The organism is Anaerococcus porci, assembly GCF_009696575.1.
In the GTDB taxonomy this organism is placed as follows: Bacteria; Bacillota; Clostridia; order Tissierellales; family Peptoniphilaceae; genus Anaerococcus; species Anaerococcus porci.
Map to the genome: position 1 here is coordinate 200427 of NZ_VULQ01000002.1, position 15467 is coordinate 215893.

Annotated in this window: 16 protein-coding genes; 1 reads left to right on the forward strand and 15 read right to left on the reverse strand. The window is 28.3% G+C overall.

Translation table 11 applies throughout. The annotated features are described in order from the left end of the window. Positions 1-13: 13 nt before the first annotated feature. The 9 genes from FYJ26_RS02545 to FYJ26_RS02585 form a co-directional block, all read right to left on the reverse strand. Positions 14-304, reverse strand: a complete 291-nt coding sequence (locus tag FYJ26_RS02545) for a (2Fe-2S) ferredoxin domain-containing protein (RefSeq protein ID WP_154539315.1) — start codon at positions 302-304, stop codon at positions 14-16. A 63-nt stretch (positions 305-367) separates the two neighbouring features. Next, positions 368-1990, reverse strand: a complete 1623-nt coding sequence (locus FYJ26_RS02550) for a sensor histidine kinase (RefSeq protein WP_154539317.1) — start codon at positions 1988-1990, stop codon at positions 368-370. Beyond that, positions 1987-2646, reverse strand: a complete 660-nt coding sequence (locus FYJ26_RS02555; RefSeq protein ID WP_154539319.1) for a response regulator transcription factor — start codon at positions 2644-2646, stop codon at positions 1987-1989. Before FYJ26_RS02555 ends, FYJ26_RS02550 begins: the two co-directional genes overlap by 4 nt. Beyond that, positions 2643-3260: a phosphate signaling complex PhoU family protein gene (locus FYJ26_RS02560; protein ID WP_154539321.1), complete on the reverse strand. Its 618-nt coding sequence runs from the start codon at positions 3258-3260 to the stop codon at positions 2643-2645. The genes FYJ26_RS02555 and FYJ26_RS02560 overlap by 4 nt, the downstream gene beginning before the upstream one ends. Before the next feature lies 1 nt (position 3261). Further along, on the reverse strand, positions 3262-4119 hold the full coding sequence (pstB, locus tag FYJ26_RS02565; protein ID WP_154539323.1) for a phosphate ABC transporter ATP-binding protein PstB: 858 nt from the start codon (positions 4117-4119) through the stop codon (positions 3262-3264). A gap of 10 nt (positions 4120-4129) precedes the next feature. Beyond that, a complete protein-coding gene (pstA, locus tag FYJ26_RS02570; protein ID WP_154539325.1) occupies positions 4130-4930 on the reverse strand; it encodes a phosphate ABC transporter permease PstA in 801 nt (266 codons plus the stop codon). A 9-nt stretch (positions 4931-4939) separates the two neighbouring features. Further along, positions 4940-5800, reverse strand: coding sequence for a phosphate ABC transporter permease subunit PstC (gene pstC / locus FYJ26_RS02575; protein ID WP_154539327.1), 861 nt, complete (start codon positions 5798-5800; stop codon positions 4940-4942). After that, the gene (locus FYJ26_RS02580) at positions 5797-6660 is read right to left on the reverse strand and encodes a substrate-binding domain-containing protein (RefSeq protein ID WP_154539329.1); all 864 of its coding nucleotides are present in this window, start codon (positions 6658-6660) and stop codon (positions 5797-5799) included. Before FYJ26_RS02580 ends, pstC begins: the two co-directional genes overlap by 4 nt. A 167-nt stretch (positions 6661-6827) precedes the next feature. Then, positions 6828-7790, reverse strand: a complete 963-nt coding sequence (locus FYJ26_RS02585; RefSeq protein WP_154539331.1) for a substrate-binding domain-containing protein — start codon at positions 7788-7790, stop codon at positions 6828-6830. A 162-nt stretch (positions 7791-7952) separates the two neighbouring features. Here FYJ26_RS02585 and asnA point away from each other — a divergent pair, with 162 nt between their 5' ends. Continuing rightward, a complete protein-coding gene (asnA, locus tag FYJ26_RS02590; protein ID WP_154539333.1) occupies positions 7953-8966 on the forward strand; it encodes an aspartate--ammonia ligase in 1014 nt (337 codons plus the stop codon). 281 nt (positions 8967-9247) lie between these two features. On the opposite strand, the gene recQ is transcribed toward asnA, so the two are convergent. The 6 genes from recQ to FYJ26_RS02620 are packed head-to-tail and all read right to left on the reverse strand — an operon-like array spanning position 9248 to position 15403. Beyond that, positions 9248-11080: a DNA helicase RecQ gene (gene recQ, locus FYJ26_RS02595; protein WP_154539335.1), complete on the reverse strand. Its 1833-nt coding sequence runs from the start codon at positions 11078-11080 to the stop codon at positions 9248-9250. Between the two features lie 43 nt (positions 11081-11123). Next, on the reverse strand, positions 11124-12170 hold the full coding sequence (locus tag FYJ26_RS02600) for a DUF4097 family beta strand repeat-containing protein (protein ID WP_154539337.1): 1047 nt from the start codon (positions 12168-12170) through the stop codon (positions 11124-11126). Next, on the reverse strand, positions 12163-12933 hold the full coding sequence (gene truA, locus FYJ26_RS02605; protein WP_154539338.1) for a tRNA pseudouridine(38-40) synthase TruA: 771 nt from the start codon (positions 12931-12933) through the stop codon (positions 12163-12165). Before truA ends, FYJ26_RS02600 begins: the two co-directional genes overlap by 8 nt. A 1-nt stretch (position 12934) precedes the next feature. Next, a complete protein-coding gene (locus FYJ26_RS02610) occupies positions 12935-13729 on the reverse strand; it encodes an energy-coupling factor transporter transmembrane component T family protein (RefSeq protein WP_154539339.1) in 795 nt (264 codons plus the stop codon). Further along, the gene (locus tag FYJ26_RS02615; protein WP_154539340.1) at positions 13722-14579 is read right to left on the reverse strand and encodes an energy-coupling factor transporter ATPase; all 858 of its coding nucleotides are present in this window, start codon (positions 14577-14579) and stop codon (positions 13722-13724) included. Before FYJ26_RS02615 ends, FYJ26_RS02610 begins: the two co-directional genes overlap by 8 nt. After that, positions 14576-15403 carry an energy-coupling factor transporter ATPase gene (locus tag FYJ26_RS02620; protein ID WP_154539341.1) on the reverse strand — a complete coding sequence of 276 codons (828 nt, stop codon included), beginning with the start codon at positions 15401-15403 and terminating at the stop codon, positions 14576-14578. The genes FYJ26_RS02615 and FYJ26_RS02620 overlap by 4 nt, the downstream gene beginning before the upstream one ends. Between the last annotated feature and the right edge of the window lie 64 nt (positions 15404-15467).

Genomic DNA, 15467 nt, shown 5'->3' on the forward strand with positions numbered 1-15467 from the left:
TTTCTTACAAATATTAATTAAAATTTGCTTCAAAAGCAGTATCTAGTATGTATTCCATTATTACTTCGGTTTTAGCATTAGTAAATACCTTATCATCTACTAATACAATAGGTGCATTTTTCTTATTCTTTTTGCATTCCTCATAACAGGTAATCATGGATATTTCAATTTTTGTATCACTTATTTCTAAATTATCATTTTCAATTCTTTTATTAAATTCTTCAACAAACTCCGAAAGTCTATTAAAAATTATGTCAGAGCCTAACATAGTACATCTTGCTCCTGCACAAACTTGTATCTTCATAAATTCTCCTTAAACTTAATAATTACTTGACATAATTATATCAAATATATTGAAATAATAAAATCAATTATTAGGAATGGAAATAACAAATCTAGTCCCATATCCATACTTACTCTCTACTTTTATATTATAGTTTAGATAATTACATATGTGTTTTACAATAGATAATCCTAGACCTGTAGACTTTAGTGTTCTTGTTCTTTGCTTATCCGCCACATAAAACCTTTCAAATATTCTTTTAGTATCTTCCTTTTTAATACCTATACCCGTATCTTCTATAATTAAATTAGTATTTCTTTTATCAACTTGATATTTTAAAAATATTTTTCCATTAACCTTATTATACTTGATGGCATTCTCATATATATTTGTTATTAGATCTGTAAAAAGCGATTCATGTGTTCTTATACATATATCATTTATTTCATTTATTACTTCTATATTCTTCTTATCACTAATTCTTTTAAATTTGATAACAACTTTATCAGCAATATCCTTTACATTGATAATTGTTCTGTCCTCTTCTAAATTTTCTTCATCGAGCTTAGATAATTTTAAAATATCATCAATTATATTTAACAGCCTATTTCCTTCTTCATTAATTATTTTTCCAAACTTTTTAACATCATCATTTTTGGCAAGACCTGTTGCTATAAGTTCAGCATATCCATTTATAGAAGTTAAGGGTGATTTTAGTTCATGTGTTACATTTGCAGTGAATTCTCTTCTCATAACTTCTGCTCTCTTATTTTTTGAATCATCAATAATTAAAATAATGTATGAATCTATTTCTTCATAAACTATAGGATCTATAAATAGCTTTATAGAAATCTCATCAAGGTCTAGGTCTATATCCTTACCTTTTTTTAAAAGCTTAGTTTGTCTTAAAGTAAGCTTGTAATCATCATTATCAATTAAATTATCTATTTTTACATCATCACCCACACCTAAAAGGTTTTTAGCTTGGTCATTTATGATAATTACCTTCCCATTCTTATCAAAATATATAAAACCTTCCTCCATATTAGATGTGATTTTTTCTATATTCATGATTTTTGATAATAGTGATTCATTTTGAGCTTCTAAGTTTTCTATTTTATTCTTTTCCTTAAGTAAAAATTCTTTAGGATTATTTGAAAATTCATCAAATATTTCGCTATTTTTAAATAAATCTTTGAATTGAAATAACAAATCCCTATATATTGACTTGCTTAGAATTTTATTTATAAATAAAATAAAAACTATAGCTAATAAATATATGTGAGTCCTTCTAATCAAATAATTTATAAATGATGGACTTTTAAAACCTATAGCCAGTATTTTGTTATTAATTTTCATAGCATAAAGGTTTGTATTATAAGAGAAATAATTTTTCTTAGACTTTTTTACCATATTATTGTTTTCAAATTCATAATTTTTTATTTTAATCTTATTAATACCAGAGTCATATATTATTTGACCATCTTCATTTTTTAAAAGTATTTCCAAATCATTAAAACTTTCTTTAAATTTTTTAAGCTCATTACTACTAATTTCTCTATAAGAAATAAAGCCCAAAGAAGACATTATAAATTCTTCTTGGGCCTTTACTTTATCTTTATATGAAAGAAAATTAGTGATAACAAGGCATAGAATTATTAATGATGTGAAAATTATATTAATATTTCTATTTATTATCTTTTTCATATTTCTCCAAGTTTGTATCCTAAGTTTCTTACTGTTTTTATGTGTAAACCAGCATTTTTTAGCTTATTTCTTAGACTTGCTATATGAACATCAACTGTTCTTGTTTCTCCCTCATAATCATATCCCCATATTTTAAGCAAAAAGTCTTCCCTCGTGATAACATTACCTATATTTGATAAGAATAGTAAAAGCATTTCAAATTCTTTATAGGTAAGCTCTATTTTTTCTCCATCAACTTTTACTGTTCTCTTTTTTATATTAACTTCAATATTATCATAGTTTAAATGTTGCCTATCGTTTTTATCACTTCTTCTTAAAACCGCTTTAACTCTTGATATCAATTCAAGAATTGAGAAAGGCTTGGTTATATAATCATCTGCTCCACTTTCAAGACCATGGACTTTTTCATATTCATCATTTCTTGCTGTAAGCATTATTATTGGTATATCTGAAAATTCTCTTATTTGTTCAAGAATCTCCATACCATCTTTTCCAGGAAGCATTATATCAAGTATCAACAAATCTACTTTATCATCTTTGACCTGATCAACTACATCAAGACCATTTTCAAAACCTCTTACATCATATCCCTTTTCTGACAAGGCATACATAACTAAATTTCTTATAGCCTTGTCATCTTCTACCACATATATCATAATCTTGTAGTGTAATCTGCAACTTTAGCAAGCCTATCTCCAAGTCTTTCAAAATACTTGTAGAATAAAACTTTTTCAGATAATTCCATTGGAGAAATTTGGTCTTGTTTGGTTAATTTTACTAAATAATGGATACAATCCTCAAATAATTCATTGTTTATTTCATCATCTTCAATTGTCCTTAAGGCTAGCTCATTATCATTGTTTTCAAAACTTTTTATACCATTTTCATTCATTAATTTTTGATTTTTAATAAAGGCATCAACATAGTCTTTTTCTTCATCTCTTAAAGGAAATTCCAACAGTATGGCTGCTGCTTGAGCTATGTGATTAGAAACTCTCTTATAAGTAGAGGCAAGTTTAATTGACATTTGTAAAAATCTTAAGTCTCTTGCAACTGGTTGCTGTAAGGCTAATATGTCATAACAAAATCTCTCTATATCAGCTGCATATTGTCTTATATCATGATCAAGATCAATTATCTCTTCAAGGTTGTTTTTTTGTCCATTTTCTATATATAATTTAAACCTATCATAAGAAAGTTTAATTAACTCTGATACATTCTTTTCCATCTTTCTAATATTAGCTAAGTCTTCTATATACCTTGTTCTCATATTAGCCAAACCTTCCTGTTATATAATCTTCAGTTCTTTTGTCTTTTGGGTCATTAAAAATTTCCTTTGTATCATTCATTTCTATAACCTCACCTGTCAAAAAAAACGCTGTCTGATCAGAAATTCTTGCAGCTTGTTGCATGTTGTGAGTTACAATTACTATAGTATATTTTTCTTTTAAGTCTTCTAATAATTCCTCAATAGAAGCAGTAGATATTGGATCAAGTGCACTTGTTGGTTCATCCATTAAAACTATTTCTGGATTTACTGATAAAGTCCTTGCTATACAAATCCTTTGTTGTTGTCCACCAGAAAAAGAGAGTGCATTTCGATCTAGCTTATCTTTAACCTCATCCCAAACACTTGCTGCCTTAAGAGATTTTTCTACTATGTAATCTAACTCATCTTTATCCTTGATTCCATCTATTTTTGGCCCATAAATTATATTATCATAAACAGATTTTGAAAAAGGGTTAGGTGTTTGAAATACCATACCTACATTTCTTCTCAATCTTACAACATCAACATCCTTTTTATTTATATCTTTCCCATCTATTTCAATTAAACCTTCAATTTTACAATCATCAACTAGATCATTCATTCTGTTGAAGCATTTTAGTGTTGTTGACTTACCACAACCACTAGGACCTATGAAGGCTGTTATACCTTTTTCTTTAATTTCCATATTTATTTTTTTAAGAGCTTGAAAATCTCCATAATATAAGTCAAGGCCTTTAACATTTATAGCTGTCTTTCTTTTTGGGGTTTTATAAATTTCATCTCCAAAAAAAGTTTTAATTCTTTTTTTATCTTTATCTAAACTATTTAAATCCTCATTTTTAATCTTATTTGTTTCCATTAATATCTCCTTATTTTACAATAGCCCTTGAAATCTTTCCTGATATAAAGTTCAAAATTATGACAAATACTAAAAGTAATACCGCTGTTGCATAAGCTTGCTCAACGTGAAAACCTTCTGTTGAAAGAACATACATGTGTACTGCCATTGTCCTTGCCGAATCAAGAAGTGAGATTGGTGTTTTTGCTACTGTACCCATTGTATATATTAGAGCGGCTGACTCACCAACTATTCTACCCGTTGATAAAAATATTCCTCCAAGTATACCATTGATTGCCTCTGGAATAATTATTTTAAATATAGTTTGTATTTTAGTTGCTCCAAGAGCAAGAGAAGCATGTGCTTGAAGTGGATTTACATTTAGTATAGCCTCTTCTGTTGTCCTAATTATGGTTGGAAGTATCATTATTGCTACAGTCAAACATCCCGCTATAAGTGAGTAGCCTAGTTTTAAGGTATCTACAAAAAATAAATAACCAAATAAACCATATACTATTGAAGGAATTGATGATAATATTTCTGTAGCAAATCTAACAGCTTTTATTAAATACTTATTTTTTGCATATTGAGATAAGTAAATAGCTGTAAAAATTCCTATTGGTAGTGTAATTACTAAGGTTATTACAATTGTAAAAAATGTTGTAATTAGTGAAGGAACTATTGATACATTTTCAGATGTATATTCAAATTCAAATAACGAAGGTGAAATGTTAGGTATACCATTTATAAGTATATAGGCTATAATAATCCCACCTGCTGCAAATCCCAACATTGATAGTGCATAAATTAATATCTTAAATGATTTTTTCATTTTTTACTCCTACATCTTAGCTTGGTCTTTATTTCTAATAAAATTGAATATTATGTTTATAATTAAGATAAATATAAATAATACCATACCAGTTGCAATTAGTGACTCTCTATGGAGTCCTGAAGCATATCCCATCTCTAAAACTATATTTGTTGTAAGAGTTCTAACACCATCTAGTAAAGATCCCGGTAGTCTTGGTTGATTACCAATTACTAGATAAACCGCCATGGTTTCACCAATAGATCTTCCTATGGCTAGTATTATTGATGAGTAAATACCACTTTTAGCATATGGAATCATAATCTTTCTTATTGTTTCTTCTTTAGTAGCTCCTAAGGCTAGAGAACCTGTATAAAATGTTTTAGGAACTTGCTCAAGGGAGTTTTGAGAAATATTAATCATAGTTGGTAAGATCATAATTGATAAAAGTAGGCTGGCTGTAAGCATATTCATCCCACCAGTTTTAAATGTTTTTGCTATAAGCGGTACTAGTACCATCATTGCGAAAAAACCATAAATAATTGATGGAATAGCTGCCATTAAATTTATAAGTCCATTTAGAAATCCATAAGATTTTTTAGAATAATAAGCCATAAACACTGAAATAGATAGACCAAAAGGTATAGCTATTAAGGCTGATAGCATTGTTACAATAATTGAACCTATAATCATAGGACCAATACCGAAATAAGGTGGTTTTGCAGTTGGAGCCCATTTACTTCCAGATATAAAATTAATCAAACCATATTGGCTAATAAAACTTATACCAGACCTAAATATAAAAAATGTTATAAGAATTATTAGAAAAATAGCCATAATAGCAGAAAATAAAAATATAATCTCCCCTATTCTTTCTTTTGTATTTTTCATTTTTTCAACTCTCCTGTATTAATTATCTCTCCCTTATAAATATCTCTAAGCTCTTTTATACTTAAATCATTTATAAAGTTATTTTCTTTGTTAACAATTATTGCTATACCGTCTATTGCAAACACTTCAAAGCTTAAACTTTCATCGCTTAGCTTATTTGAAACCATAGCTAAATCTACAACATTATCTTTTACATTTTTAAGTCCTGTAAGGGATTCATTTGATAAAACTTCTATGTCAACATCCTTATTTAAAGATTCATATTTTTCAGAAAGTTTTTCCATAATAGAACTTAAGGATGAAGAGCCAGTTATAGTTAATTTTCCTTCAAGGTTTTTTGATTGATATGATTTTTCTGTTGAAAGTGCTACCAAGTCATTTTTTTCAATAATATCCTTAACTTCCTTACTTTTTATAAATTCTAAGAAATCATTAGCTACATCTGATAAATTTTCCTTGTCATAAACTAAGGAAAAAGGTCTTTGAAGTTTATATTCTCCACTTTCAATAGTCTTCTTACTAGGGATTACTCCTTCAATTTTTACAGGCTTTACAGAATCATCTAAGGCAGTAAGTGAAACATAGGCTATAGCGGTTTTATCAATTGATACTGCTTTTATTGCTCCGTTTGTCGAGTTTACTACCATTGAATTATCTGTGGTCATATCTTCTTCTTCTCCATTTTTTCCTTTTTTAACTAGTCCAGTTTGTTCTATAAAACTTTTTCTTGTTCCTGACCCATCTTCCCTACTTGTTACAGTAATATCAAAATTATCACCTTCATCAACGTTGGACTTTGTTGATGAACAAGAGCTAAGAAAAAATATTAAGGTCAAGCCTAATACAATTCTTTTAATCATATATACTCCTAATATTTTTCTATAGATAATATTATTAAATTCTTGTATCGAATAGATAAATCTTTTGTAAAATCTATGTAAAATTTATTAAAATTTTCAAAAAAAACGGGCTGTTGCAAAATGAATTAAATATTCATAATTTTGCAACAATCCCACCTTTACTTTAATTATTTACTTAATTCAGAAGTGTTTTTAATTTCTCCTGAAAATATTTTTTTAAGTTGATCTTTTGTAAGATTATTGATTTTTGTATCATCTTTATTTACTACAACTGCAATACCATCTTTAGCAATAACTTCAACAGTTAATTTTTCTTTTTCATCATCTTTTAACTCTCTAGATGCCATAGCTATTTGACTTACATCTGATATTGTTGATTCTATCCCTGCAGATGAACCAGTAGATTGAATTTCAATCTTAGCTTTCGGATTAATTTCTTTGTACTTTTCAACAAGTTTTTCCATTAAAGGAGTCACTGATGTAGAACCAGCTATTGTTAAATTTCCCTCAACTTCTTTTGGTTTATAGTCTTTTGTTTCTACTTTAATATATCCTTCTTTACTAGCTATATTTTGAGCATCTTCACTTAATACAAAGTTTAGAAAGTCTTTTCCAAGTTCATCTAATTTATCTTCTTTAAAAGCTAGGTTGAAAGGTCTTTGTAATGTATACTCTCCAGATTCAATGTTTTTTTCTGTAGCTTCAGCTCCATCTACTTTAACTTTTTGAACACTATCATTAACAGAACCTAATGACACATATCCGATAGCTGATGGATCTTGGGATACAGTTTGCATAACGCTATTAGTTGAATTTTGAACTACAGCTTCATCAGTAGTAAGGTCTTTTGTTTCTCCACCTTCTTTAGCCTCTAGTCCTACCAGTTCTATAAATGCACCTCTTGTTCCAGAACCATCTTCTCTTGATACTACAGTAATATCAAAATCTTCTTGGTTAGATTCAGATGTTTTACCTTTTTCAGAAGTAAGTTTATCTGTGTTTGACGATTCGGTTGTTTCAGTACTTGATGTATCATTAGTTTTATTGCTTTTTTCACTATTTCCACAAGCCACCAAAATCATTGATAAAGAAAGAGCAGCTACTAATACTTTTGCATTTTTAATCTTCATTATTTACTCCTTTAATATTTGTAACTTCACAATAGATAATAAGGAAAGTTTATTTTGATTAGATAAGGTAATTGTAAAATTTATGTTAATTATTAGTTTTTCTTGTAATTTAGGTTAAAAACAATATAATTTAATAGTAAATAATTTAATATAGGAGAGTATATGTCTAAGTTAAGAATACCAGAAAACTATCAAAGTGATAAAAATTTATATAAGACACAATTATTAATTAAAGAAATAAAGGATTTTTTCCAAATAAATCTATCTAACAATTTGAATTTAAAGAGAGTTTCAGCGCCTTTATTTGTAGAAAATTCAACTGGATTAAATGACAACCTATCTGGTGTTGAAGTTCCTGTAAGCTTTACCCTTCCTGAAGCTGACAATAAGTCATGTGAGATTGTCCACTCACTTGCTAAATGGAAGAGATATGCACTAAAAGAATATAATTTTGCAATGTATGAAGGCTTATACACTGATATGAATGCTATCCGAAGATGTGAAATTCCTGATAATACCCACTCATTTTATGTAGACCAATGGGATTGGGAGAAAATCATTAAAGAAGAAGATAGAAATATCGAATATCTAAAAGCTACAGTATTAACTATATTTAATACTTTAAGAGCTCTAGATGAATATCTATGCAAGCTTATTCCAAAAAGATTAAAACTTTTACCAAACGACATAAAGTTTATTACTTCACAAGAGCTATTAGATGAGTTTCCTGATGCAAAAGATAGTATGGAAAGAGAAAAACTTGCATGTGAAAAATATAAGGCTATATTTTTAATGCAAATAGGTAAAGAGCTTTCTAATAATAAAATACATGATATGAGAGCTCCTGATTATGATGACTGGGAACTTAATGGAGATATAATAGTTTATAACCCAGTTTTAGATGAGCAACTTGAATTATCATCTATGGGAATAAGAGTAAATAAAGAAACCCTTAAAAAACAATTAAAAATTTCAAATTGCGAAGATAGGATGAAACTTGACTACCACAAGATGCTTGCAGAAGGTAAATTACCTCAAACTATAGGTGGTGGAATTGGCCAATCAAGGCTATGTATGTTCTTTTTACAAAAAGCTCATATTGGAGAAGTGCAAGTTTCATATTGGCCAAAAGAAATGTTAGATGAATTAAGAAAAAATTCTATTACTTTATTATAATCACTATACAAAATCTTTTAAAAAAATTTAAGGTAAGCTAATAAAGTTAAACCTTATACCAGAGTTAGTTTATTACTATCTCTGGTATTTTTTATTCTAAATATAGCAGTGAGAGTATTTTACTCTTCTTTTTTATTTCTATTGAAATTTAATTTTTAATTTTTCTTTACAAATACTTCATAGTGCTTTTATTTTGAATTTTATTCATCAAGAAACCTAGCTTTTCGAATTAATGTATACTCTTTTTTGAATAAAACTGATAAATGTGTACATGTATAAGCCTAACTTTTAATATCATTTAATTTAGGAGAATTTTTTAAATTTAACCTATTTTCATTTTGGTATTCGCTTATTTCTTTTATAAATATATCCCCATATTGGATAAGTTTTTTTTCTCCTACTCCTTTTACTCTTAAAAAATCCTCATCATTTTGTGGCTTTATTTTTGCCATATCTATTAAGGATGCATCAGAGAAGATTATAAATGGGGGTATATTTCTTTTTTTGGATAAATTTAATCTGAGTTTTTTAAGCCTATTAAAGAGGGATAAATCATAATTACTATAATTTGTGGAATATTTTATTTTTGACTTATCCTCTTTTATGTTTTTAATAAATATATTTTTCTTGTCAAACAAGACCTCTTTAGACTTTTCAGTAAGTTTTAAAATAGGAAATTCAAGTCCTGATACCCTTATATACCCATCTGCAACTAGAACACCTATTAAATCTTTGATATATTTTTTTGATGAATCTTTCATAATTGCAAAGGTTGATATCTTATCTAAGCCTTTTTCTTTAGATATTTGACTTCTAGATCCTTTAAGACAGTCAACTACAGTAGTCATTCCATATCTTTGATCTAGCCTATATATACAAGATAGGATTTTTTGACTGTCTATAGTTACATCTAATTTTTCATAAGTGTCTAAGCAATTTGAACAATTATTACATGAATCTTCTGCATCCTGACCAAAATAATTTAGGATGTACTTCCTTAAACACATATTTGTATTGACATAGGAAATTATACTTTGTAGTTTGTTAAGCTTTACAAACTGATACTCTTTATTTTGTGATTGTGATATAAGATACTTATTAACTATTATATCTTGTCCAGAATAAAGTAGAATTGCATCAGACTTTTCCCCATCTCTTCCAGCTCTACCAGCTTCTTGGTAGTAAGACTCCATATCTTTTGGCATATTCATATGTATAACATATCTTACATCTGACTTATCAATACCCATACCAAAAGCATTTGTTGCTACTATTATATTCTTCCTATCATATAAAAAGTCCTCTTGGTTATTTTTTCTTTCATTTTCACTAAGACCTGCATGATATCTTGTTACCCTATATCCTTTATTTTTAAGTTTCATATAGGTCTTATCAACTCTTTTCCTAGTAGATGCATAAATTATTCCAGATAAATCAGCCTTGTCTTTTAAGTAATTTTCTAAAAATTTTAGTTTATCATTAGGTTTTTTCACTTCAAATAGTATATTTTCTCTATCAAATCCTGTGATTTTTACAAAGGGGTCTTTAAGTTTTAAATTTTCAATTATATCATCCCTTACATTTTTGGTAGCTGTAGCAGTAAATGCTGTAATTTGAAGATTTCCTCCAAGTTGATCATAAATTTTAGGAATGAGTTTATATGATGGTCTAAAATCATGTCCCCACTGTGATATACAATGGGCTTCATCACAAGCTATAAAAGATATATTACATTGTTTAATAAACGAGATAAAAAAATCATTTTCTAATCTTTCTGGAGATATATATAAGATTTTTAATTCTCCATTTTTAATTTTCCTTAGGGTATTTCTATAATCCTCTATATCAAGACTTGAATTTATTAATCCTGCCTTTATACCATTTTCAACTAAAGAATCAACTTGATCTTTCATAAGTGAAATCAAGGGGCTTATAACTAAGGCTAATCCTTCCATCATTAAAGCTGGTAGTTGATAGCATATTGACTTACCACCTCCTGTTGGAAGTACCCCTAGACAATCTTTCCCATTCAAGATATTTCTTATAAGCTCTTCTTGTCCCTTTCTAAAAGAGTCATATCCAAAATACTTTTTTAAATTTTCTAAAATATCCATTCTCCACCTTTTCTTAGGTAAAAAAAATAATTAAGCATAAAACTTAATTATTTTCTTTATTATCATTATTTTCCACATTTTTATCTTTTTCATCTTTATTAATAGGACTATTAATTTCTGATTTATCAACTGGAGTCTCAAAGTTTTCGTCACTATTATTTGACTTAGGGGATGTGAAATATTCTTCATCTTCTATTTTATCTCCCTCACCTTTGTTAAACAATATATCTCCCACCTTAGTTGTTAAATCTATTGTCTTGTCTTTCTTATTATCTAAGACATACCCATCTAATATATTTCTATAAGATACATTCCCGATAACAAAATTTCCTATATTAAGTTTTGCCTTTATATTAAATGATTCAATAGGATCTTTTGTCTTTATTATTATATCTCCGTTATCAGATGTGAAACTTTCATTGCTTAAAAGCTTAGAATCTTCTAGTCTTATATTTCCAATAGATGTTTTAAATAACGTATCTTTAAGTTCAGACTCTTTCACTAATATAGAACCTACATTATTTGTGACTGAACCTACAAGTTTAGAATTTTCAAAACTTATATTACCACTTTCAAGTTTGAGATCCATGTCATTTACATTTAAAGATGATATCTTAATATCGCCTGCTCCTACACTGCCACTTAACTTTTCTATAGTACTATCTTTAGGTAGAAATATCCTGACTATTTGGATTTTATTTTTCATATAAAGTTCTTTTCCCTTTATATTTGAAGAAATTATTAATTTTCCATCCTTAAAGTTTACATCTACTTCATAAGACGAATCACCCTTGTATAAATTTGTATATTCAACATAAGGATTTGTTGAAGATTCCTCTATCCTTACATCACAAGTCTTAAGGTCAAATTGGATTTCTTTGATATCATTTAAGTCTACTCTCATGATTTTTGATGAATTATAAGAGTTTTCGCTTATCTCATCAGAAGACTTTTCTGAGCCTCGTGAAAAATTTATATTCCTAGTTAAAAAAAATATTAAGGCTAGTATAAGTAAGGCAAATAAGCCCAAGCCAATTTGCTTTTTATCTAATTTGAATTTATTTTTTTCTTTTTTATTCTCTTTACTCATCACTGTCTCCTATCAAAAACTTATAGTCTATATTATCAAGGTACAAGCCTCCTGCCTTCAGAGTAGGATTAGCTCTTTTAGTATTTTCTTCATTAAAATAATTTTTAAAATCTTCTAAGCTTATTTTACCTCGAGAAAGCTCAATTAAACTACCTGCCATAATCCTAACTTGATTATGAAGAAAACTTTCACCTATAAAAAATAAATATAGCTTATTATTTTCTACTCTAAAGTAGCAATCTTTAATAGTTCTAACTGTATTTATTGTATCATTTTTTTCATTAATACAAAATGCTTTAAAATCGTGTTCACCCTTTAATATTAAAAGTCCTTTTTCTAATAAAGAAAAATTAAGTTTATAAGTTATATTTTCCATATAATTTCTATAAATAGGATGAAGAACTTTTTCAAGTGATATCACATATTTATAGGTTTTAGTCTTTACAGAGAATCTTGCATGGAAATTTTTATCTACCTTTCTTGATGATAGGACCAGAATATCATCTGGTAAGAATTTTTTTAAGTGGAAGTGAAACTTATCTGCCTGGATATCTGTGGCAGTTAAAAAATTTACATACATTAAATTTGCATGGACTCCACTATCAGTTCTACCTGCAGCAATTATCCTATTTTTTTCACCTGTTACGTTTCTTACTGCAATTTCTAGGCACTCTTGTATAGTTCTTTTGTTTTCTTGAATTTGAAATCCAGAAAAATTTGTTCCATCATATTGGATGCTTAGTAAAATATTTTGTATAGACATATTATATGAAATATATAGCTATTACAATAGCACAAAATACTATAAAAGAAATAAGAACTACATAATCTATATTTGACATTTTGATTTCATTTAGTCTAGTTCGCCTTCGTCCTATTCTATATAATCTTGCCTCCATAGCAGTTGCAAGATCATCACTTCTTTTGAAAGAATTTATAAATAATGGAACTAAAAGAGGAATCATATTCTTTGCCCTATTTACTATATTTCCACTTTCAAAGTCAGCTCCTCTTGCCATTTGTGCCATTTTTATTCTTTGAGCTTCCTCAAAAAGAGTTGGAATAAATCTTAAAGAAATAGAAACCATCATAGCAAGCTCTCCAGCTGGAAAACCAAATCTTTTTAAAGGTCCAAATAACTTTTCAAGTCCATCAGTTAATTCCATAGGACTTGTAGTAAATGTCAGTACTGATGTGGATACAACAATCATTATAATCCTTATAAACATAAATACTGTTTTATAAAGACCTTCATATGTTGCTGTTAAAGAAAATATTGTAAAAAGCTCTTTTCCTTCTGTTGTAAATAAATTAATAAGTCCAGTTATAAGTAGTATCCAAATCAAAGGTTTAATACTTTTTACAAGAGATTTTACAGGTATTTTTCCAACCCAAATCATTAAAGCTAGAATAATTACAAATGGAATGTATCCAATAAAGTCTTCTACAAAAAATATTGTTATTATAAATAATAATGAACAAACAAGCTTAACTCTTGGATCAAGTCTATGAATAAAGGTATCATATGGTAGGTATTGACCTATTGCTATGTTATTCATTTTTTGCCTCCAAATATCTTTTAAGCTCAATTACTGCATCATCTACAGTATATATATCATCTCTAACATTTGCACCATTTTTTCTAAGAGCTTTCATAAATTTTGATACTTGTGGTATATCAAGGCCTATTGATAATAAATCTGTCTCTGTAAATGTTTCATAGGTTGACTTATCTGAAAATACTTTTCCCTTATTCATTACAATAACCCTATCCACATACTTTGCCACATCCTCCATTGAATGAGAAACTAAAACAATTGTAAGCTCTGGATCATTGTTATAAAGCTTTAAAATCTCTTCGAATATATCATCTCTTCCTTTAGGATCAAGTCCTGCTGTTAGTTCATCTAGGACTAATACTTTAGGATTCATTGATATAATACCACTTACAGCAACTCTTCTTTGCTGACCTCCTGAAAGTTCAAATGGAGATTTCTCACTTATTTTTTCAAAATCAAGACCTACAGCTTCCATAGATGATTTTACTCTCTTATCTATTTCTTTATCATCTAGTCCCATATTTCTAGGACCAAATCCTATATCCTTTGCTACAGTTTCTTCAAATAATTGATTTTCAGGATATTGAAAAACTAGTCCTACCTTAAATCTAATATCTCTTCTTTTATTTTTTTCCTTTGTATTTACTCCATCTACAATAACATCACCCTTACTTGGGATTAAAAGTCCATTTAAAAGTTGAACAAGGGTTGATTTTCCTGAACCTGTTTGACCAATAAGACCTATGATTTCATGTTTTTTTATGGTTAAATTTATATTTTTTAAGGCATAAGATGGATTTTTAGTATCTTCATTGTAGATATAGTCAACATTATTTAGTTCTATATTCATATTAACTCCAAAAATTCTTCTATATTTAAAGGTAATTTATCAAATCTATAGCCATCTTTCCTAAGTTTAAAAGCAATTTCTGTAACTTGAGGGACTGTAAGTCCTAAAGCTTTCATTTCATCAACTTTAGAAAACACTTCTCTAGCACTTCCTTCAAGAGCCTTTCTACCTTCATTTAAAACTATTATCCTATCAGCCATAGCTGCCTCTTCCATGTAATGGGTAATATGAACTACAGTTTTATTCATATCCTTATTTAAAGTCTTTATTATATTCATTACATCAGCCCTACCTTGTGGATCAAGCATAGCTGTTGGCTCATCAAATATTATACAATCAGATAACATGGCGATTACACCTGCTATAGAAACTCTTTGCTTTTGACCTCCAGAAAGCTCTGATGGTGATTTTTTAACATAATCTTCCATACCAACAAGCTTTATAGCCTCGTCTACTCTTTCTCTTAGCTTTGGATTTTCAACTTGTAGATTCTCAGGTCCAAAGGCAACTTCTTGTTCTACAGTTGTTGCAACCATTTGATTATCAGGATTTTGAAATACCATAGAGCATTTTTCTCTTATATCCCAAATTTTATCCTCATCCTTTGTATTCATACCTGCTATCCATATATCACCACTTGTAGGAAATATTTGTCCATTTAAAAGTTTTGCAAGGGTTGATTTCCCAGATCCATTGTGACCAAGAATTGCAACAAATTCCCCATCATTAATCTCAAGTGATAAACTCTTCAGAGCATGAGTATATTCAATATTTTCATCAGATTCATTTTTATAAGAAAAATTTAAATTTTCAATCTTTATCAATTTTTCTTCCTTTCACTTATATATTCTTATATAAAGATAAAAAGTGACTATCATTAAGATAGCA